The sequence below is a fragment of the Curtobacterium sp. MCLR17_058 genome (assembly GCF_003234705.2).
In the GTDB taxonomy this organism is placed as follows: Bacteria; Actinomycetota; Actinomycetes; order Actinomycetales; family Microbacteriaceae; genus Curtobacterium; species Curtobacterium flaccumfaciens.
In genome coordinates this window covers 3,459,117-3,480,375 of the sequence record NZ_CP126262.1, presented here as the reverse complement: position 1 = coordinate 3,480,375, position 21,259 = coordinate 3,459,117, and the positions used below count along the sequence as shown (strand labels likewise).

17 protein-coding genes are annotated in these 21,259 nt (G+C 71.0%); 5 read left to right on the top strand and 12 right to left on the bottom strand.

The window, feature by feature from the left end; genetic code table 11:
* Positions 1-12: 12 nt before the first annotated feature.
* The 4 genes from DEJ11_RS16440 to DEJ11_RS16425 all read left to right on the top strand — a co-directional run bounded on the left by DEJ11_RS16440 (position 13) and on the right by DEJ11_RS16425 (position 7,396).
* Complete coding sequence (locus DEJ11_RS16440) at positions 13-1,992, top strand: LamG-like jellyroll fold domain-containing protein (RefSeq protein ID WP_111102588.1); 1,980 nt, start codon at positions 13-15, stop codon at positions 1,990-1,992.
* A 141-nt stretch (positions 1,993-2,133) separates the two neighbouring features.
* A complete protein-coding gene (locus tag DEJ11_RS16435; protein ID WP_111102586.1) occupies positions 2,134-3,558 on the top strand; it encodes a pyridoxal phosphate-dependent decarboxylase family protein in 1,425 nt (474 codons plus the stop codon).
* On the top strand, positions 3,555-4,979 hold the full coding sequence (locus DEJ11_RS16430; protein WP_111102584.1) for a lysine N(6)-hydroxylase/L-ornithine N(5)-oxygenase family protein: 1,425 nt from the start codon (positions 3,555-3,557) through the stop codon (positions 4,977-4,979). Before DEJ11_RS16435 ends, DEJ11_RS16430 begins: the two co-directional genes overlap by 4 nt.
* Positions 4,976-7,396: a GNAT family N-acetyltransferase gene (locus tag DEJ11_RS16425; RefSeq protein WP_111102582.1), complete on the top strand. Its 2,421-nt coding sequence runs from the start codon at positions 4,976-4,978 to the stop codon at positions 7,394-7,396. Before DEJ11_RS16430 ends, DEJ11_RS16425 begins: the two co-directional genes overlap by 4 nt.
* Before the next feature lie 114 nt (positions 7,397-7,510).
* On the opposite strand, the gene DEJ11_RS16420 is transcribed toward DEJ11_RS16425, so the two are convergent.
* The 10 genes from DEJ11_RS16420 to DEJ11_RS16375 all read right to left on the bottom strand — a co-directional run bounded on the left by DEJ11_RS16420 (position 7,511) and on the right by DEJ11_RS16375 (position 15,405).
* Positions 7,511-8,149 carry a pyridoxine/pyridoxamine 5'-phosphate oxidase gene (locus tag DEJ11_RS16420; protein ID WP_111102580.1) on the bottom strand — a complete coding sequence of 213 codons (639 nt, stop codon included), beginning with the start codon at positions 8,147-8,149 and terminating at the stop codon, positions 7,511-7,513.
* A 68-nt stretch (positions 8,150-8,217) separates the two neighbouring features.
* The gene (locus tag DEJ11_RS16415) at positions 8,218-8,628 is read right to left on the bottom strand and encodes a hypothetical protein (protein ID WP_071414712.1); all 411 of its coding nucleotides are present in this window, start codon (positions 8,626-8,628) and stop codon (positions 8,218-8,220) included.
* A gap of 1 nt (position 8,629) precedes the next feature.
* Positions 8,630-9,373 carry a hypothetical protein gene (locus tag DEJ11_RS16410; protein ID WP_111102578.1) on the bottom strand — a complete coding sequence of 248 codons (744 nt, stop codon included), beginning with the start codon at positions 9,371-9,373 and terminating at the stop codon, positions 8,630-8,632.
* A 261-nt stretch (positions 9,374-9,634) separates the two neighbouring features.
* Positions 9,635-10,219, bottom strand: a complete 585-nt coding sequence (locus DEJ11_RS16405) for a hypothetical protein (RefSeq protein WP_146249999.1) — start codon at positions 10,217-10,219, stop codon at positions 9,635-9,637.
* Positions 10,220-10,270: 51 nt separating this feature from the next.
* Complete coding sequence (locus DEJ11_RS16400; RefSeq protein ID WP_146249998.1) at positions 10,271-10,930, bottom strand: hypothetical protein; 660 nt, start codon at positions 10,928-10,930, stop codon at positions 10,271-10,273.
* A 439-nt stretch (positions 10,931-11,369) separates the two neighbouring features.
* On the bottom strand, positions 11,370-12,203 hold the full coding sequence (locus DEJ11_RS16395) for a hypothetical protein (protein ID WP_111102574.1): 834 nt from the start codon (positions 12,201-12,203) through the stop codon (positions 11,370-11,372).
* Positions 12,194-12,826, bottom strand: coding sequence for a hypothetical protein (locus tag DEJ11_RS16390; protein ID WP_146249997.1), 633 nt, complete (start codon positions 12,824-12,826; stop codon positions 12,194-12,196). Before DEJ11_RS16390 ends, DEJ11_RS16395 begins: the two co-directional genes overlap by 10 nt.
* Complete coding sequence (locus tag DEJ11_RS16385) at positions 12,819-14,669, bottom strand: WXG100 family type VII secretion target (RefSeq protein ID WP_146249996.1); 1,851 nt, start codon at positions 14,667-14,669, stop codon at positions 12,819-12,821. The genes DEJ11_RS16390 and DEJ11_RS16385 overlap by 8 nt, the downstream gene beginning before the upstream one ends.
* A 2-nt stretch (positions 14,670-14,671) precedes the next feature.
* Positions 14,672-15,001: a DUF6507 family protein gene (locus DEJ11_RS16380; RefSeq protein ID WP_146245895.1), complete on the bottom strand. Its 330-nt coding sequence runs from the start codon at positions 14,999-15,001 to the stop codon at positions 14,672-14,674.
* Between the two features lie 107 nt (positions 15,002-15,108).
* Entirely contained in the window at positions 15,109-15,405 is a 297-nt protein-coding gene (locus tag DEJ11_RS16375; RefSeq protein WP_071404660.1) for a WXG100 family type VII secretion target, read from the bottom strand.
* A gap of 107 nt (positions 15,406-15,512) precedes the next feature.
* Here DEJ11_RS16375 and DEJ11_RS16370 point away from each other — a divergent pair, with 107 nt between their 5' ends.
* Entirely contained in the window at positions 15,513-19,928 is a 4,416-nt protein-coding gene (locus tag DEJ11_RS16370) for an FtsK/SpoIIIE domain-containing protein (protein WP_111054132.1), read from the top strand.
* A 107-nt stretch (positions 19,929-20,035) separates the two neighbouring features.
* On the opposite strand, the gene DEJ11_RS16365 is transcribed toward DEJ11_RS16370, so the two are convergent.
* Positions 20,036-20,647, bottom strand: a complete 612-nt coding sequence (locus tag DEJ11_RS16365; RefSeq protein WP_111054131.1) for an FHA domain-containing protein — start codon at positions 20,645-20,647, stop codon at positions 20,036-20,038.
* A complete protein-coding gene (locus DEJ11_RS16360; protein ID WP_071404663.1) occupies positions 20,647-21,255 on the bottom strand; it encodes a hypothetical protein in 609 nt (202 codons plus the stop codon). Before DEJ11_RS16360 ends, DEJ11_RS16365 begins: the two co-directional genes overlap by 1 nt.
* Positions 21,256-21,259: the final 4 nt, after the last annotated feature.

The following is a 21,259-nucleotide window of genomic DNA, read 5'->3' as shown; positions in this document are numbered from 1 at the left end:
CGGTGCGGTGCTGTGCAGAACAGCCCTGACGACCGCGACGACGCCCACGACCACGCCGGAGACCGCAGCAAGCGCATCCCGGTCTCCCGCCGGGGCTTCCTGGTCGGATCCGGGCTCGCCGGTGCCGCCGGACTCGTGGCGTCGAACGGCTTCGGCAGCGCCCCGGCCGTCGCCGATGCGCTGACCGCGGCACCCGCTGCGGCTCCGGCAGCGCTCGGCGGATCGGCCGCGGCCGCGCAGGCAGCCGTGGTGCGCGGCCACACCGGACGGTGGCGCCCGGACACGACCTCGCCACGCTTCACCGTCGCGGTGATGCCGGACACGCAGTACATGTTCGACGGCGCCGCGGTCGACCAGGCACCGATGCGCGCCTCGCTCGAGTACGTCGTCCGCGAGCAGGCCCGGCACAACACGGTGTTCCTCGTCCACCTCGGCGACCTGACCCAGAACGGTGCGGCGTCCGAGATGCGCGCATCCGGTGCGGTCTTCGACGTGCTCGACCGAGCCGGGGCGCCCTACAGCGTGCTCGCCGGCAACCACGACGTCGACTCCTCGACCGACGACCAGCGCGGCCGCACCCCGTACCTCGACGTGTTCGGTCCGCAGCGGTTCCGGAAGGCCCCGGGCTGGATCGGTTCGAGCCCCGACGGCTACAACACCGCCCACCGGTTCACCGCGGCCGGCCGAGAGTGGGTCGTCCTGGCACTCGACTGGCGGACGAGCGCGAGCGGGCTCGCCTGGGCCAGCTCCGTGCTCGCGGCCCGGCCGCACGCTCCGGTCATCCTCACGACGCACGCCCTCGTCGACTCGGACGCCAGCGGTGGAGCGGCGTTCGACCCCTACGGCCAGCAGCTCTGGGACTCCTTCATCTCGAAGCACGACCAGGTGTTCCTGACGCTCAACGGGCACTACTGGGGTCCGGGCCGCACGACGGTGAAGAACGCCGTGGGGCACGACGTCGCACTCCACCTGACCAACTACCAGAACCGCTACTACGGCGGCGCGGCCATGATCCGGCTGTACCACGTCGACCTCGAGCGGAACGTCATCGACGTCGAGACGCTGTCGCCCTTCCTGCTCGCCGGCGGACTCGGCGACGCGAACGAGCTCGCAGCCCAGGAGGTCAACCTCAGCGGCGACGTCGACCGCTTCACCATGGCCGTGGACTTCGACGCGCGCTTCGCGGGGTTCGCGCCGGTCGCACCACGGGCCTCCCGGCCGGCGGCACGCATGCTGGTGCCGGGGACGCTGGCGTACTGGCGGTTCGACGGCAACCCGGACGGGGCGGCGCTCGCGCCGACGACGCGGGTGCGCGACCAGAGCGGCAAGGGCAACGACCTGGTGGTCGCCCGCCGGACCGGCGCCGTCGCAGGGGCGCTGCGCTGGACGGCGGCGCACCACCCGGACCAGCCGGGCGCCGGCAGCCTCGCGCTGCAGGGCGGCAAGACCGGCGGCGACCACCTGCAGACCGTCGACACGGCACCGCTCAACCGGACCCACTTCCCCCGGGGCTACACGGTCGAGGCGTTCTTCGTGCTGCTGACCACGTTCGACCCGAGTGCGAACGGGTTCAGCGCCCTGCTGTCGCAGTACTCGAGCGCCGGCCAGGTGGGGAAGGCGACCGGAGCCGACGGCGACCGGGACGAGCCCGCGGTGACGCTGAGCCTGTCGGGGGACCGCGAACTGCAGTGGTGCGTGTACCCGGCGAGCCAGGACGGATCACTGACGAACTGGGGGCACGAGTTGCCGCTCGGCGCCTGGTGGCACGTGGCCGTGGTGAACGATGGGACGCACACCGTGCTCTACGTCGACGGGTGCCCGGTCGTGCGCAACCCGTCCACCCCGAACCGCGGTCTCAGCACGATCGGCAAGCCGTGGCTGCTCGGTGGGTACCGCTACGGCGACAAGCTCGACAACGTGTTCGTCGGGTCGATCGGCGACGTGCGCATCGTCGGCCGGGCCCTGCAGCCGAGCGAGTTCATGAACGCCTGACGTCCGGCGGCGGACGCCTGACCCGCGCGGTGGGTGGGGGCTCGGGCTGCCCGGCAGACGTGCGTCTGACACGCCCGGCCGTTCGGCGCGCCCCTCGTTCGGGTGGCACGATGACGGTTAGTGAGGTTAGCCTTACCTAACGTGACACCTCCCATCGAACTCCTGACCACCGCCACCGCCGAGCGCTACCGCTCCGCCGTGACGTCCACGGTGGACCGTCTGGCCGACCGCTTCGCCGCCGCCGACCGTCCGACGACCGACACCGCTCCCGAGGTCCTCCGGGCCCGGGTGCAGGACGTCGACCTCGACGCCGAACCCCTCGGGACGGACCGCGCGCTCGCCGAACTCGACGAGCTGTTCGTCCGCGAGGCCGTCTGGTTCCACGACCCGGCGTACCTCGCGCACCTGAACTGCCCGGTCGCGCTGCCCGCGGTCGCCGCCGAATCGGTCCTGGCCGCCGTGAACCCGTCGGTTGACACCTGGGACCAGTCCCGCATCGGCACCGAGATCGAGCGGCACGTCGTCGCCTGGCTCGCCGGTCGGATCGGGTTCGCCGCGGGGGACGGCATCTTCACCTCGGGCGGCTCGCAGTCGAACCTGCAGGCCCTGCTGCTGGCGCGCGAGGCCCTCGGCAGCAGCGGCACCGTGTTCACGACCGCGGAGACCCACTTCAGCATCGCGAAGTCGGCGCGGCTGCTCGGGCTCGAGGCCGTGGTCGCCGTCGCCACCGACCACGCCGGCCGGATGGTGCCCGCTGCCCTCGCCGAGGCGATCGCCGCCGCCCGCGCAGCCGGGCAGACGCCGATGGCCGTCGTCGCCACCGCCGGCACCACCGACCGCGGGGTCATCGACCCGCTCGAGCCGATCGCGGACGTCTGTGATCTGGAGGGAGTGTGGCTGCACGTCGACGCCGCGTACGGCTGCGGTCTGCTCGTGTCCCCGACCCGCCGGCACCTGCTCGACGGCGTCGAACGGGCCCGGAGCGTGACCGCCGACCTGCACAAGTCGTTCTTCCAGCCGGTGTCGTCGAGCGCCCTGCTCGTCCAGCGCCCGGAAGACCTGCGCCGCACCGCCTGGTACGCCGACTACCTGAACCCGGAGGACGCCGCCGAGCCGAACCAGGTCGACAAGTCGCTGCAGACCACCCGCCGGTTCGACGCCCTGAAGCTCTGGGCCACGCTGCGGGCGACCGGTGCCGACGCGATCGGTACCGCGTTCGACGCCGTCATCGACCTCGCCGCGGCCACCCACCGGATCGTCGAGGAGCACCCGGACCTGGTGCTCGTCGCGCCGACGCAGCTCAGCACGGTGCTGTTCCGCTGGCAGCCCGCCGGCATGACCGACGAGGCCGCCGACGCGCTGGTCGCCCCGATCCGCTCGGCCCTGCTCGCCGAGGGCCGGGTGCTCATCGCCAAGACGGTCATCGACGGCCGGCCGTGCAACAAGCTCACGCTGCTCAACCCCGAGACCACGCCTAACCAGATGCGCGCGTCGCTCGAGCACGTCGTCGCGACGGCCGCCCGGGTGCGCGCCACCACCACCGCCCCGGAAGGAGCGACCCGATGACCGCCGACCGCACCGCCGCCGACCGCACCCGCGCCACCGCCGATCCCGCCGTGCACGACGTCGTCGGCATCGGCATCGGCCCGTTCAACCTCGGCCTCGCCTGCCTGACGGACCCGATCGCCGACCTCGACGCGGTGTTCCTCGACGACGCCGACGGCTTCGCCTGGCACCACGGCATGATGCTCGACGACGCCACGATCCAGGTGCCGTTCCTCGCCGACCTGGTGACGATGGCCGACCCGACCTCGCCGTTCTCGTTCCTCGCCTGGCTGAAGGAGACCGGGCGCCTGTACCCGTTCTACATCCGCGAGGACTTCCACCCCCTGCGCAGCGAGTACGACGCCTACTGCCGCTGGGCCGCCGACCGGCTCGACACCCTGCGGTGGGGCCGCCGGGTGACCACCGTCGAGTACGACCCGGTCACCGACACGTTCACGGTGCACGCCGAGACCGATCAGGGTCCCGAGACGTACCGCGCACACCACGTCGTCGTGGGGATCGGCACCGAGCCGTCCGTCCCCGCCCCGCTGCGTGGGATCGGCGGGCCGGCCGTGCACTCCGCCGAGTTCCTGCCGAACCGCGACGCCCTGCGCGACGCCGGGTCCATCGCGGTCGTCGGCAGCGGGCAGTCCGCCGCCGAGGTCTACCGCGAACTGCTCGAGGACATCCGGCAGGACGGCTACCGCCTCGACTGGATCACACGTTCGCCCCGGTTCTTCCCGATGGAGGACACCAAGCTCACCCTCGAGATGACGAGCCCGGAGTACACGGACCACTTCCACGGGCTGCCCGAAGCCGTCCGCGATCGCCTGGGGCGGGAACAGCGTGGCCTGTACAAGGGCATCAGCGCGGACCTGGTCGACGACCTGTACGACCAGCTCTACCGGATCAGTGCGCGCGGCCCCGTCCCGACGACGCTCCGGACCGAGACGAGCGTCGTGGACGCCGCCTGGCTCGCCGACCGTGGCACGTACCGGCTGACGCTCCGCCACGAGCAGCTCGACCAGACGTACGAGCACGAGGTCGAGCAGCTGGTGCTGGCCACCGGGTACACGCCGCGGGTCCCGCGGTTCCTCGACCCGGTCGAGCACCTCGTCGCCCGCGACTCCCGCGGTCGCCTGGCGGTCGCCCGCGATCACCACGTCGACACCCTGGGCGGACGCATCTGGGTGCAGAACGCCGAGGAGCACACGCACGGCCTGACCGCGCCCGACCTCGGCATGGGTGCGTGGAGGAACGCGTCGATCATCCGGTCCGTCACGGGTCGCCCCGTGTACGGCCTGGAGGCCCGGATCGCCTTCCAGGAGTTCGGCCTGCCCGCCTCGGGGCCGTCAACAGCAGCGCCGTCCACCGCCCACCCCGGCGCCGCGGAGCGCGCGCCGGCCCGGCCCGCGACCGAGCGCGCGGAGGTCTCCGCATGAGCACGACCGTGACCACCACGGAGCCGGACGCGACCGCGCCTGGGGGAGCCGAGCCGGGCCTCCTGACCGTCGAACCCGTGGACCCGGAACGCGACGCCGCCGTCGTGCAGTCGTGGCTCGCCCACCCGGCGTCGTCGTGCTGGGAGATGGGCGACCTCGACGTGGACGCCGTGCGCACCTACCTGGCCGGCGTGCAGGCGGACCCCGCGCAGGCAGCGTGGCTCGGCCGCCGGAACGGCGAACCGTGCTTCCTGGCGGAGACCTACGACCCCTCCGCCGTCCTGCTCACCGACGTGTGGGCGGCCGAACCCGGCGACGTCGGCATGCACCTGCTCGTCGCGCCGGCGCCCGCGGACCGTCGTGTCCACGGCCTGACCAGCGCGGTGATGCGCGCCGTCGTCGAGCACTGCCGGGACGCCCTCGGCGCGCGCCGGGTCGTCGTCGAACCGGACGTGCGGAACACCGCCGTGCAGGCGAAGAACGCCGAGGTCGGATTCCGCGCCCTGCGACAGGTGGACGTCGACGGCAAGCGGGCCCTGCTGTCGGTGCTCGACACCGATCGCATCGGCGTCCCCGACGACGACGGGCCGGCCGCGCACCTGCGGCCCGATCACCTGGAGCCCGCCGAACGGCACCTCGTCGCGAAGTCGATCGCGGAGTTCACCCACGAACGGCTGATCGCTCCCGTGCCCGACGGGGACGGCTGGCGGCTCGAGGCGGGGGAGTCGACCTACCGGTTCCGGGCGCGGCAGCACGTGCTCGAGCACTGGTCGATGGACGAGGCCTCGCTGACGCGGACCCGTGCGGGGGTGTCGGCGCCGCTCAGCGCGCAGGAGCTCGTGCTCGAACTGCACGAGGTGCTCGGGATCCCCGACGAGTTGCTCGGCACGTACCTGGAGGAGATCGCGTCGACGCTGGCGAGTGCCGCGGCGAAGCACCGGCGGGGCGGACCGTCGGCCGGGCAGCTGGCACGGGGGCGGGGCAGGGCCGGGTCGGGCGGGGCGTTCGTTTCGTCCGGTGCGACCGGTTCGGCCGGTTCGGCCGGTTCCGTCGAGGACGTCGTCGCGTCGTTCCAGGACGTCGAGGCGGCGATGACCGAGGGGCACCCGGCGTTCGTCGCCGCCAACGGCCGGATCGGGTTCGGGCTCGACGAGTACCGGGCGTTCGCGCCCGAGTCCGGCGGCCGGTTCCGGTACCGGTGGCTCGCCGCCCGACGCGAGCACACGCACCTGGCGCTCGCCGCGGACCGGAACGAACAGGCGCACTGGGAGTCGGAGCTGTCGGCGGCGGTCGTGACCGGGTTCCGTGCCACGTTGGAGCGCCGCGGGCTCGACCCCGACGACTACGTGTGGCTGCCCGTGCACCCGTGGCAGTGGCAGCACCGGATCGCCGTGACCTTCGCGCCCGACCTGGGCCGACAGGACCTGGTCGACCTGGGCGAGGGACCCGACGAGCACCAGCCGCAGCAGTCCATCCGCACCGCGTTCAACCGCACCGACCCCGCACGCTCGTACGTGAAGACGGCGCTCGCCGTGCAGAACATGGGGTTCCTGCGGGGGATGTCGCCCGCCTACATGCGGAACACCCCGGCCGTGAACGACTGGGTCGAGTCGATCGTCTCCGCCGACCCCACGCTCGCCGCCGCCGGGTTCTCGGTCCTCCGGGAACACGCTGCCATCGGCTACACGGGCGACGCCTACCACCGGGTCGACGTGTCCTCGCCGCAGCGCAAGATGCTCGCGGCCCTGTGGCGGGAGAGCCCGCTGCCGCGGGTGGCGGACGGCGAGCGACTGCTGACGATGGCGGCGCTGCTGCACCGGGACGCCTCGGGGAACGCTGTGGTCTCGGCGCTGATCGAGGCATCCGGTCTGCCCGCCGACGTCTGGGTCCGGCGCTGGCTCGACGCCTACCTGCTGCCCGTCGTGCACTGTCTGACCGTGCACGACCTGGTGTTCATGCCGCACGGCGAGAACCTGGTGCTCGTCGTGCGCGACGGCGTCGTGGTCCGCGCCGTGATGAAGGACATCGGCGAGGAGGCCGCGGTGCTCGGTCGGCACGACGACCGCCCCGTACCCGCCGACATCGACCGGATCGTGCACCCGGTGTCCGATGACGAGGCCGCGCTCGCGGTGTTCACCGACGTGTTCGACGGGGTGCTGCGGTTCGTCGCCGCGATCCTCGACGACGACGGGGTGCTGCCGGAGTCCCGCTTCTGGCAGGTCGTGGGGGAGTGCATCGACGCCCACGCCGCCGCGCACCCGGACCGCCGTCGTCCCCTGGACCTGCGGGTGCCGACGTTCGAGCACTCGTGCCTGAACCGGTTGCAGCTGCGGAACACGCTGTCGATGGTGGACCTGGCGGACCAGTCGGCGTCGCTCATCCGGGCGGGGGCGATGGTGAACCCGATCGGGCGGTAGGAAGCGCGGGCTCGGCGGCCGGGGCAGTGGCGCTCGGTGCGAGGCTGATCACTCCGTGCAGCGCAACGAGCGCGCACGGAGTGGTCAATCTCGCACCAACCGAAGCCGCGCCGACTACGGCTGGAGGCGTGTGGCCGTCCAGGCGCCCTCGGCGAGTGCGTACTGCAGTCGTCGGTGCATCCGGTCACGGCTACCGTGCCAGAACTCCACGATGTCGGGCTCGAGCCGCCAGGCAACCCATCGTGCAGGTCGCGGGACGTCGTCGCCGGAGTCGTCGAGCAGCTCGTTCGCGTCGTCGATCAGGTCCTGCAGGGTGCGGGGCTCGAGCACGGCGGACTGGTCGGCGATGGCCGTCGCGGCGCGTGACTTCGGGGAGCGGTCCGCGAACAGGGCGTCGGACTCGGCGTCCGACAGCCGGACGACGTGGCCTTCGAACCGGAGCTGCTGCATCGTCTCGCGCCAGTACGCCTGCAGGGCTGCGTGCGGGTTCTCGGCGAGCTGCCGGCCCTTCGGGCTGTCCTCCGACGTGCCGAAGACCAGTCCGCCCGCCTCGATGCGCTTCACGTCGACGGTGCGAGCGGACACGCGGCCGTCGGCACCGGCCGTGGCGAGGGTCATCGAGAGCGGCTCGGAGACCTGTCGGTCCTTCGCTGCGGACAGCCACTCGCGAGCGAGGTCGAGCGGAGACGCTGGCGGGTTGTCGAACTCGGGCAGGTGCAGGGAGTCGTCACCGGAGAGCGGGGCAGAGGACATGTACCCACCCAACCGTGCGCGGGGGCTCGGTGTTCAGGGAGTCACGGACGGTCGTCGCCGGCACCCGGTCAGGCGTCGGGGAACTTCGCTTCGACGAACGCGCGTTGCGCCTGCACGGTGCCGAGGTGTTCGTCGGCCGGGGCGAACACATCGACGAGGTCCTTGAACCGAGGCCGACGACCGCGGCGGAGTCGGTACGCCCGCATGCCACCGCCCTGCTGTCGCGCCATCCCACTCGGCCACACGTCGACGCGTGCCCCCTGCACGCCCAGGAGCCAGCCCTCGTCGTCGAGCGCCTCGCGCACCAGGCTCAGTGCCTCGAAGGCGTCGTACGCCGTGGCCGTGTGCTCTGCGCCCAGCAGCAACACGGTCACGGTGTAGCGCACCTGATGGTCGGGGTTCGTCAGGTCCATCTCGACGATCACGGTCGCCGGCGCGCTCGTGCCGTTCCGGTGAGCGGTTCGTTCGTAGGTCGTCATGTCACGCACCGAGCCGCAGCGCATTGAAGAACGGGACGCCCGGGTGGGCGATCGCGCCTCCCGGACCGATGGTCATCAGGGTTCCCGACTCGGACACCGTGGCGTTCCGCGGAGTCGCCGAGAAGACGCCCGGTCCGAACCCGGGGAACCTGACGCGGGATGCGATCTCGTCGAACGTCGCAACCCGGTCGAGCTCCAAGCCGTAGCCGACGTGACGGTGCCCGAGCGAGTCGGTGTACTCGACGCGGCGGAAGGTCCACGCTCGTTCTGCCGGGCCCAGAGACGGCGAGACGGCTTCCGCCAACCGCGCGAGCTGTCGGCAGACGGCAACGCGCTCGGCGAGGGGACCAGCGGGGACCGAGTTGAGGAGTTCGTGGGCGAACGGGATGTCGATGACGGCAGGCGGGTGCTCCTGGTCACCGAAGGCCGTCGTGGTGATCTCCGTCGGGAGATCGGCGTGCCGCGCGAACGGGCGGTACGGCGGAAGCGGTGCTGCTCGGAGGTTGCCGTCGCCGTCGCGCCAGTCGCTCGTCAGGTCGAGCGGCACGTCGGCTTCCCCGACGACGCGGAGCGAGCGCTCGTCCTGTCCCCAGTAGGTGTCGCAGGCGACGCAGCGGAAGTACGAGGTCCGCTGCTGGTGGCTGACGCCGATCGACGTCTCGACCCTGCCGTGCCGCGCAACTGCAGCGGTGCAGACCGAACACCCCGGCTCGATCGCCGTCCAATCCGCGCTCGCCATCGTCATCGGTCGATCACCACTCGGTTGAACTGGAGTGCGGTGGGCGCCGTGACGCCTGGTCCGATCGCGAGGAGGGTGCCCGCTGAGTCCGATTGATGGGCGGCCGGACTGGGCGGGCGATGGTCCCCGGCCTCCTCGGGCAACACGGCTCGATCGCTGAGCAGACCGATCCGCGAGCGGACCGCTTCGGCGACATCGGATCTGTCGATGTTCAGGTGCCAGGGGCGCGTGTCACAGCCGTGACGAGGCGCAGCCGCAGCCGCAGCTTCAGCCATCGTGCTGCCCGTGGAGGAGTGCGCGGGCGGCATTCCGCCAGGCACGTGGAACGGCGTCAACGGAATCGACGATGGTGATCTCCGGGTGCGGTCGGTCTCCGAGTGCCCGGAGGATCTCCATGCGACGCCGGGCGGGATCCGGGGCGATCACCAGGTGCAGTCGCGGCCCGGTGGCGTTGAAGGTGAACAGTTCCCATGCGGTGTTCGGGACGGACACTCCGAGGACCACTTCGGCCCAGATGCCGCTGGATGCTGACATCCGCCTGGCGTGTGCTGCTCGCGACTGGATCGGCAGGAGACCCCGCCGCGCTCGGGGGCGTTCGGCGACCGGCAATCCCTCCCAGTGATCGGCGGCCACGTCGACGAACACGATCGCGCGACCGCTGCGCTCGTCCTCGATCAGCGACTGACGACTCACCCGCCGTGAGCCGGTGCCGACAGCCGGCGGGCGGTCCCCGGCGATGGAGTACGCGAACTCGACGACGACGCCACGGTCGTACGGCATCGTGGCGGGCCGGCCGTTGTCGTCGATCGCCAGGTGCAGGTCATCGGGCACGGGGACAGCAGCGATGCGCACGCTCACCACCCTACGAGCATGTTCGTGGCGCTGAGGCGCTGCGCAAGGGCATCAGGCATCCGGCAGGACGACGAGTGCAAAACGCGCCCGCTCACTCGCGAACCCACCGGGGAAGTCCCGGACCAGTGTCGTTCCGTCGTCGAGACGTTCCGCCGCCATGCCGTCGGGAAGTCGGAGGTCTTCCAGAGTGGAGCGGCCCCGCATGAGGATGGTCCCGGAGTGTTCCACCGCCTTCGAGAAGCGCTGGTTCAGAGCGCGAGTCGAGAGCCGACCGCCCTCCCGTTGGATTGATCGCACGATGTAGGGCAGGCGTCCCCATCCCGCCTCGGCGGGGTGCTCGGCTGGGACGTCGCGACCGTTCCATGCGGGGGTGGCAGCGAGCGCAGGACCGAGACGGATCAGTGCGCGAAAGGCTGTGTCTCGGTCGTCGTTCACGAGCGTGTCTCCGTTGACCGCCATCCGCAGATCAACCGAGTACCGGTAGTCACCCTCTCGTACTCCGTCTCGAAGTCGAGCGATCGGCGTCCCAGGGCCGCCTCGTTCGACGAGTTCAATACCTTCGGAGAAGGACCACTCCTTCTCGAGGTCAGCGATGGAACACGGCCTTCCGACGGCGGTGAATCGTCTGTCAACGAGGAGTTCGTTGCCTCGTTGACGGAATGGCCCTCGATGCTCGGCGATCGTGAAGGAGCGGTCCTCGAGCCAGTTCATGAAGGTGAGCAGACGGCCGTACTCCGGCCAGAGCGGATCCGGGGACGTCATCGTGCGCAGACGACCATCGGGTTCCGGCTCCGGCCGCACCCGCCAAGACCTCGATGTCGGCAGCAGGGACCTGCCCGCCCTCGTGAGCCCCGTCCTCATCGACCTGGCATCAGCGCCGTGCCACGTGCGCGAGTGGCGGTTGCTGTCCAACCCAGGTGGTCAGTGAGTGCTTCGGTGAAACCCACGGCAGCGACCGGTGCTGGGCGGAGCGAGACATCGGCACCTGCGGAGAGCGGACCACCATCGTCGATGTATTGGTCAGGCTGGGTTCCGCCACGGCTCAGCCCTCCGGGCAAAGCCACGAACTCGTCATCGGCGACCTCTGCCACACGTGCCATCGGCACGGCCTTGACTGTCGTCCGACCCGAAGTTGCTTGCCCGGTCAGCGTCATGACAAGGGGCTGTCGGTACGCCCGAGCACCCACACCCGTTCCGGTGAGGACCTGCGGTCGGTCACGAAGACGGGCAGTGGCACGAGCGATGCGGCCCGGACCCGAATGCGTCCGAGTTCATCGGGGTCGTCGGTGTCGGCGAGGACAACGATCCGCTCGGACACCCGCTCGACGATGACACCGACCGTGCTGATCGGCACCCCGTCGTACTGCGCGCGGAAGTCGGTCAGCGCCGGGTACTGCTCCGGCTTCGGGGCACCGACGACTATGTCGAATCCCATCGGGAACGGACTCGCTGCACGGACGAGTGCCGCTGCTGTAAATGTGTCGAGTTCGATCTGCATCGACGGCCCTGCGGCCAGGGCCAATCCGTCAGTGGAGCGTCTGGACTGGTCGAGGAGCACACCCACGGGCAAGCCGTCCGGCTTCGGGATCAGGGTGTTGTCCACGATTGCTGCCGGGATCATCGACGTGATCGCCAGGTCGCGAGGTGAGAGCATCGGCGCGCGATCCCGCGGTCCACCGATGATCCGGTCTATGTCATCGGGAAGCAGGACCTCCTCGTCGGCCTGACCCGGCTGGAGCAGGACGCCCACGTCGGACGGAGTCGCACGGAGCGCCGACCACAACGTCGTGTGGAGGAGTACCGCGTCGTCCGGGGCGGCTGCCTGAGCCTGATCGAGGGCGAGGAACGCGAGCGCGACAGTGGTGGAGGACCCGTCACCCGGGGCGATGACCGCCGGCGCGCCGTCCTCGGTCGCCAACATCCACAGGTCGAGGTCGACCGCACGTCGCCAGAGCGTGAGCTCGGCCGGGTCGCTCAGGTCCACGGGCCTTCTCGCCGTCGTTGCTCCTCGGTTCCCAGACGTGACCAGCGCATTTCAGCTCGCTCCCAGAGCCGGCGATACTTCTTGACGAGCCGATCTGCTTGGGGATCGCTGGCGAACGAGAGCACCTGGTCGAAGTAGTCGCGCCTACCGTTTCGGTACCAAGTTGCTCCGGGCCCGAGCTGCTCGACGAACCGTCCGGTGGTCGGGTAGCGGAAGTACTCGTTGTCGAAGGCAGGGTGGCCAGATCGGCGGGTGTGAACGAGACTCGCGCGTTCCGCGAGGAGCTGCGTGTCGAGCGGGTAGTCGACGAGGGCACCGTATGCCCACCGTGAGATCGGGGAGCGGCCGCCGCGCATGTCACCGCGCTCGTCCTCACGCGAATTGAGGATAAAACGATGCTCAATTCCGGTTCGCTCGTCGACCTCGGGGTCGAGGACGTCGAGGATCAAGGCGAGCGCGGCAGCGGGCGCGACGTACTGCTCCATGGACGTGCCGTTCCAACTGCCGTCCTCGACCCCATCCCGCTCGATCACGAGGCGTCCGTCGTCGTCGAACCGCCTATTGGCCACCGGGCCGACACTGATGAAGGTCGGCAGGCTCGCCGGACTGGTCGACTCAATCACTCGAGGCCAGCGGGGCGGTGTACGCGTAGGCGCGCCATGGGACATGGAGGAGATTGCGCATTGCAACCGATTCTCCGACGGTTCGTACCGAACTGTCCATAGGGGACCAGGCGTGTGCTGATCCGCCGTGTGCCGGGAACGGAGACGGGTTGTGCCCGATCATGTCCGAGCTGAACATCTGCATGCCGCCCCCGCCGCCGAACTGTGGGTTGGCTCCTGCATGGCCGATTGCGTAGGTCGAGCCCGGGCCGATGTGGGTCTCCGAGACGAACTCGCGATAAGGGGTCGCGTAGCCGGTGCTCGCTCCTACCTGGGCGGATTCGTGGAATGTCGCGGAGTCGACGACCGGACTGTTCGGTACCGCATAGGACGCACCGGACCCGTCGAAGTCCGGAGTCGAGGCAAACCCGTCGACACCCTTTGAGCCGGCCACGACGTTCGTCATGTCGTCGACGCCGTAGTAGCCGCCGCCACCCTGCCACAGTTGACTCGCTCGCGCAGGATCGGTGCGGGCGATCTCCGACACATGGGCGTTGTAGCCGGAATTCACCGTTCGTGCGAACGCCGAGTCGGACTTCTGGAGCCCCTCGAGGAGCCTGCCGGTGATGCCCGTACCTTGGCCCCCCACCGTGTAGCCGTTTGCGAATCCCTTCGCAGCGTCGACCGTACTGCGCACCATGTTCGCAGGGGTCAAGTAGCGAACCTGCAACGCCATGCGCTCGATTCGTCGCGCGGGGTTCGACGCGAACTGCTTCACTGCGAGCGGGACCTCTTTGATGGCCATCTTGCCGTAGCGACGAGCACCGCTGAGTGTCCGGCCCGCCAGGGGCCCGAGCGTCCCGGTCGAACGAGCGAGCGAAAACGCCTTGCGCGCGTCGCCTGCGGCGGACAGCAATCGGCTCGCGGTGGTGATCCCCTTCATCCCCGGGATGCAGTCGAGCAGCGCGAAGGCGAGGTCCCACCCGTCGGCGGTGCCCTTGCTCATCTTGTACAGGGTGTCGGCGAGCACGAGCAGCGCTGCACCGAGCACGATCCATGCGAGCGGCCCGCCGACGATCATGACGATGATGCCGCCGACAGCAACGACGACCTTCGCGATGGAGACGACGGCCTCCCATTGTTCTGACCCGAAGATCTTGTCCCACGTGGACTGCTTCCCGAGGCCCGCGTCCGCAGCTTCACCGATCTTCGTCGCCGTCCGCTGCTCCGCGTCCTGCCAATCACCCTTCGCATCCGCCACGAGCCGCTTCGCCGCATCGATCCGCGACTGCGCCGCCGAGATGTCGCCCTGCGCCGACGACACGGACCCCTGCGCGACGGAAGCGTTGTCGGACGCTGCCCGCAACTGCGCCGGCGAGGGAACATCCACCCCGTCCGGCACGTCGGAACCCGCCGGGTACTTGTCCGCGACCTTCGACAGGTCCTTCGACGCCGACTCGTAGTGCGACAACGTCGACTGCGCATCCGCCAACCGGTCCTGCGCCGCGGCGAGGTCCCCGGTGGCGTCCTTCGCGTCTGCCAACGCACCATCAGCCCGGTACTGGGTGTCATCGACCGTGTCAGCCCACCCCGACAACGCCGTCGCGGCGAGTTCGTACGAATCGACGAGCTTCGTCAGGTCCGACGGGGTGTCCTCGATCGCGTCGACGAACACATCCGCGGCCTCACCCTCCCAGTCGGTCAGCCACCCGGAGCCCTTCACCGACTTCAGCCTGGTCGAGGCGTCATCGGCCGCGTCGGAGATGCGCTGGTACTCCCGCGCCATCATCCGCAACGTCGACGGATCACCCTTGACCGGATCATCACCCTGATCGACAACGTCCCACCCCGACGGCCGCCCCACGACTACTGCGCCCTCGAGACAGCGGGTCCGCCGCCGCCGTTCTCGTCGTTGACCTGCAGGGCCTGTGCCAGCTGCTCGTCGGTCTCGGTGTAGGTCTCGATGGACGAGCTCAGCATGTCCGCCAACGCCTTCGTCGACTCGCTGATCTTGTCTCGCTTGTCGCCCCAGCGGTGGTCGAAGTCGTGCAGAGCGTTCTGCACCGTCCCCGAACCGATCTCGTCGTCGGACGCGTCGACACGCTTGTGGGCCTGCTCGAGCGTGCTGTGCACGGTCGTCAGGTCGTTCTGGAGCTCCCCGAGCCCCATCAGGTCAACCAGCAGTTTGCCTGCCACGGAACAATCCCTCCCCGATCACGAACCGGCGCCGTCAGGACGGCGCCACAGGAACCGCGACGACCCCGTGCCCCACGCGATCGCGGGGCACGGGGTCGACGACGGTGTCAGCCCTTGAGGCCGGAGGCCAGCGACTCGTCCGTCTCGGACAGGGTCTGCGAGGCCTTGGAGAGGAACGTGGAGAGGCCTTCGAGCCCCTGGACCGTCTGGGTCACGCCACGGTTGAACTCGTCGTAGGACTCGCCGAACGCGACCGACGACTTGTCGGTGACGTAGCCGTCCGAGATGAGCTGCTGGATCTTGCGCTGCAGTGCCGACAGACGGTCTTCGATGTCTGCCTGGCCCGCCTTGAGGTCGGAGGCTGCTGCCTCGAGGTCTGCGTACGAGACGTTGATGTTCGCCACGGTGTGACTCCCTTTCCCCGGAGTTTCGTTTGTCCCCCCAACGGGGCGTGTTGCAGGGGACACTACCATCGTCCTGCGACACGAAGTCAACGCTACGGGGGAATGCCATGACCTTCACGTTCACGATGGTCGACCGCGAGAGCGGCCAGACCGCGAACGTCTACGTGGACGGCGACGACTCCCGGGCGGTGCGCGAGCTGGTGGCCGAGGCCGAGCGCCTCATCGCCACGGACGTCGTCGCCTCCGGCCGGACCCCCGTGTACTTCGTCGGGGAACAGCCGCTCGACCTCTCGGCGTCGGTCGCCGAGTCGGGCGTCCGCGAGGGCGTGGTGGTGCGCCGGAGCCTCGAACAGGTGCCGCCGCCGCCGCTCCGCCCGCTGACCGACGCCGAGGTCCGGATCGTGTCCGGGCTGCACGCGGGGACGATCGTGCGGGTCAGCACCGGCACGGTGACCATCGGTACGTCGCCGTCCGCGCACGTGCGGGTACCGGTGAGCACCACGGACGAGGTCGAGGCCGAGGCGTCGGGGTCCGACACGGTGCCGGAGATCGCCCTGCTCGTCACGGTGACGGCCGACGGCGCGAAGGTGCGCCCGGCGAACGGCTACTCCGGGGCGCTGCTGGACGGCGAGCCGGTCACCGAGGAGACCGACTGGCCCGAGACCGCACAGCTCGCGGTCGGCGGGGTCCTGCTCGGCTTCGGCCGCGCCCCGAACCGCGGCGCCCACCTGTCCCTGGCGGACGACGGCATGTCGCTCGAGTACAACCGGCCGCCGCGCATCCTGCCGCCGGACGAGCACACCCGCTACCAGCTGCCCCCGCCGCCGACCGAGCCCCCGGCCCGGGCGCTCCCCATCCTGATGGCGCTGGCGCCGATGGGCATGGCGGTCATGTTCGTGTCGACCACCGGTCGCTGGATCTACCTGCTCATCGCCCTGCTGTCGCCGATCCTGATGATCATCACGGGCCTCCAGGGCCGCCGGCAGGGCAAGAAGACGTACCGGCAACGCGTCGTGGAGTACGAGGACACCAAGGCGCGGATCGAGGCGGACGCGACCGAGAGCCTCCAGTCCGAACGTGCACGCTGGATCGCGAGCGCGCCGGACCCCGCCGCCGTCTACGAGACGGCGGTCACGCCCCTGCCGCGCCTGTGGGAGCGACGCCGGACGGATCCTGACCACCTGCTGGTCCGCGTCGGCACGGCGACGCAGCGCTCCGAGGTCACCATCGAGGACCCGGAGCAGCTGTCCCACAAGCGGACCGTCGCGTGGGACGCGACGGACGTGCCGGTGCGCATCCGCCTGGCCGAGCGCGGCGTGATCGGCATCGCCGGCCCGGACGACGACGCCCGACGACTCGCGAACTGGGTGGTCGCGCAGCTCGCGACACTGCAGAGCCCGAAGGACGTCACCTTCACGCTGCTCACCGACACCACACGCACGTCGCTGTGGGAGTGGATGTCCTGGCTGCCGCACGTCCGCCGCGACGGTGCGGACCAGCCGATGACGAGCATCGCCTCGAACGCCGCGTCGACCGCGCGGGCGATCGCCGAGCTCGCGGCGATCATCGACGCCCGCAAGGAAGCCGGGATCGGCAAGAAGACCCCGCCGGCCGACGAGATCGTCGTCGTGATGGACGGCGCGCGCCGGCTCCGCGCGATGCCCTCGCTCGTGCAGGTGCTCAAGGAGGGGCCGTCGGTCGGGGTGTTCAGCATCTGCCTCGACCTGGACGAGCGGCTCCTGCCCGAGGAGTGCGACGCCGTGGTGGTCGTCCGCGACGACCGGGTGCGGGTCACCCAGCAGCGCAGCGAGCGCATCGACGACGCACGCCCGGACCTGGTCGACCAGGACTGGCTCGAGTGGGTCGCCCGGTCGCTGTCCCCGATCGTCGACGCCAGCCCGGACGTGCAGGACGGCGCCATCCCGTCGTCCGCCCGGCTGCTCGACGTGCTCCAGCTCGAACCGCCCACGTCCGAGGCCGTGCAGGCACGCTGGCTGCTCGGCGGCCGCAGCACCACCGCCGTGGTGGGGGCGTCGATCGACGGGCCGTTCGCGATCGACCTGCGGAACGACGGCCCGCACGGCCTGGTCGCCGGGACCACCGGTTCCGGCAAGTCCGAGCTGCTGCAGACGATCGTGGCGTCCCTCGCCGTGGCGAACCGGCCGGACGAGATGAACTTCGTGCTCGTCGACTACAAGGGCGGTGCGGCCTTCAAGGACTGCGTCGACCTGCCGCACACGGTCGGCATGGTCACCGACCTCGACACGCACCAGGTCGAGCGCGCGCTCGAGTCGCTCGGCGCCGAGCTGCGCACCCGCGAGCACGCTCTGGCCGAGGTCGGTGCGAAGGACCTGGAGGACTACCAGGACCTGCAGGCCAAGCGCGCGGCGAACGGGGACACGATCCCGAGCCTGCCGCGGCTGCTCATCGTCATCGACGAGTTCGCCTCGCTCGCCCGCGAGCTGCCCGACTTCGTCAAGGGCCTGGTGAACATCGCCCAGCGCGGTCGTTCGCTCGGCATCCACCTGATCCTCGCCACGCAGCGACCGGGCGGTGTCGTGTCGCCCGAGATCCGCGCGAACACGAACCTCCGGATCGCGCTGCGCGTCACCGACCAGTCGGAGAGCCAGGACGTCATCGGCGCGAACGACGCCGCGCGGATCGCGAAGTCGACCCCGGGACGCGCCTACGTGCGGCTCGGCGCTGCCTCGCTGCTGCCGTTCCAGTCCGGTCGTGTGGGTGGGCGCCGGCCCGGCTCGGACGACCAGGAGGCCCGCCCCGCCCTGGTCCGCGAGCTCACCTTCGCCTCGTACAGCGATCCAGCCCCCCGCCCGGCTGCCGTCGAGGCCGCGGCCAGCGACGTGGAGGTCACCGACCTGAGCGTCCTCGTCGCGTCGATCGACGACGCCACCCGCGCCCTCGGCACCCCCGAGCAGCGGAAGCCCTGGTTGCCGCCGCTCGGCGAGGTCGTCGGGCTCGACGACGTCGAGGCGACCGGCACCGGCGACCTGGCACCCCTGGCGGTCGCCTGGGGCGTCGAGGACCACCCGGGTGACCAGCGGCAGCGCCCGGCGGTGTTCGACCTCGACGCGGACGGTCACCTGTTCGTCATCGGCTCGCCGCGCTCGGGTCGCAGCCAGACGCTCCGCACCCTGGCTGGGGCGATGGCCCTGCGGCTCGGCGTCGGCGACGTCCACATGTACGGGATCGACTGCGGCAACGGCGCGCTGCTGGCCCTCGGGGCGCTGCCGCACTGCGGTGCCGTGGTGCAGCGGCACGAACCCGACCGGGTCTCGCGACTGCTCGGCATCCTGCTCCGCACGGTGCAGGAGCGCCAGGCCGCCTTCGCCGCCGGCGGGTACTCGTCGATCGCGGAACAGCGGACCGACGCGGGCACCGTGCCGATGCCGCACATCGTCGTGTTCCTCGACCAGTGGGAGAGCTTCATGGCGACCCTGGCGGACGCCGAGAACGGTGCGCTGCACGACGCCGTCCAGACTCTGCTGCGCGAGGGCGTCGGCGTCGGCGTGCACCTGGTCGTCTCCGGCGACCGCACCCTGACGTCCGGCCGGATGTCGAGCCAGGTGGAGCGGAAGCTGCTGCTCGCCCTGGCCGACCGTGGTGACTACAACTACGAGGGCATCAACGGCAAGAAGCTGCCGGAGTCGATCCCACCCGGGCGCGGGTTCCGCAACGCCACGGCGACGGAGACCCAGGTCGCCGTGTTGCCCGGCGGCCTCGGGGGCCGCGACCAGGCCGCCGCGCTGCGGGGCATCGGCGACGAGGTCCGTGCGCACGTGCCGGCCGACGCCCCGAAGCCGTTCCGGATCGACGTGCTCCCGCGCTCCATCACCTTCGCGGACGCCGTGCGGTACCTGCCGTCGGCCGAGGCGTCGGTCGGTCGGGTCGCACTCGGTGTCGGCGGCGACGAGCTCCGGCTGTTCACGCACGACTTCGTGCAGGACACCCCGGTCTTCATCGTCGGCGGCAGCCCCCGCTCGGGCAAGAGCACCGCGCTCGTCGCGATGGCCCGCCACGTGCTGTCGGCGGGTGGGTCGGTCGTCGCGGTGACACCGCGGGAGTCCCCGCTCCGAGCACTCGACGGAGCCCCTCGCGTCACGGTCGTGACCGACGGCGCCATCGGGGCCGAGGGGCTGTCCGCCGCGATCGACACCGGCTCGGACGGCTTCACGCTCGTGCTGGTCGACGACGCCGAGGCCCTGAAGGAGTCGCCGGCCGAACCGGTGTTCCGGGCGATCATGGACTCCGACCGGGGTCGTTCGGTCGGGCTCGTCCTGGCCGGTGACGTCGAGGGCGTGGCGAGCGGGTTCCGCGGCTGGCAGGTCGACGCGAAGAAGGCCCGTCGGGGCATGCTCCTCGCGCCGCTCAGCACCGTCGACGGCGACCTGATCGGCACGAAGCTGTCGAAGAGCCTGGTCACCCAGGACCGCGTCGCGGGTCGGGCGCTGCTGAACGACGCCGACCAGGCGCTCCGACTCGTGCAGGTGCCGGCGGGCGACTAGCGCCGGCCGCGGGGCGCCGGCTGCGGGGCGCCGGCCGCGGGGGCGCCAGCCGCGGGGGCGCAGCCCGGAGCCTGCGCACCCGGGAGCCGGCCCGGTCCGGGGCCTGCTCAGCCCAGCGGCGTCTCGCTGACGAGTCCGACGGCGGGTTCCGCGCGGAGCGTGTGCCCGCCGAACACCACGGTGTCGCCGGGCTGCACGGTCGTGCGCTGCGACGGCACGAGCATCGCCGCGGGGAACCCCGGGCGCTGCAGCTCGACGCCGTTCGCCGAAGCGGTGTCGAGCACCCAGAGGGAGCCCTCGGCACCGAACCCGAACTCCAGGTGGGTGCGGCTGAGCAGCCGCTCCGGGTCCTCCAGAGCGATCATGTGGGCGTGACCGCCGTCCGGGTGGGCGCTCGCGGGGTCACGGCCGATCAGCCCTCCACCCGACACGGTCACCCGCTGGGCACCGTCGAGGACGAGCACGGCAGCCGCTGCCTGGCGGGCGGGGGCGGCGTCACGACGGGCGGTGGTGCCGCCGGACGACCCGAGCGGTCGGCCGGGCAGCTGCGCCACGGTCGCCCGGACCCGGTCGGCACTCGCACGCGGAGCCGGCGGTGGCGTGGTGACCGACCGGGCGAGCTCGCCACGCTGTGCCATCTGTGCCAGGTCACGCTCGCCGACCCGCTCGACGACGGGTTCGACGACCTTGCGCTTCTTCCGGAACGGCCAGAGGCGCATCAGGACGCCTCGCTGCCGACCGCGGCGGAGTCGATGAGCTCGAAGGTGTCGGTCACGGTCTCGAACAGTTCGTACAGGGGCTCGGCCAGGTCGGTCGCGGGCGACGAGACGCTGACCAGGGCAACCTGGTCGCCGGCGGGCACGAACGTCTGCATGAGCACGACGTCGAACGACCCGCGGCCGTCCGGTGCCTGCACCGTCGAGACACCCCAGACGCGCGGCACCCGGCCGACGCGGGGGACCTCGTGCACGTCGACGTGCATGCCGTCGTCGTCACCGCCGAGTGCTGCGACGTGGTCGGTGAGCGCGGCGAGCGGGTCGCCGCCGGCCTCGGGCGCGGGCAGGACCGTCACGGTGAGCGCACCGGAGACGATGCCGTCCTCGCTCGGCTCGGCGAACGCGGCGCAGTACCGCGCGCCGCTGTCCCACGCCGAGCGGGCGAACCGGCGGAGCACCCGGACGATCTCGGTGCGGTGGTCCCACAGTTCCCGGTGGTCCTCGATGCGTTCCTGTACGAGGGCGCTGATCCGGTCGTCGCGGCGTTCCGGTTCGACCGGGAGCTCGAACCAGGACCGCGGGACCGTGATGGCGAAGTGGTCGACCGACATGCCC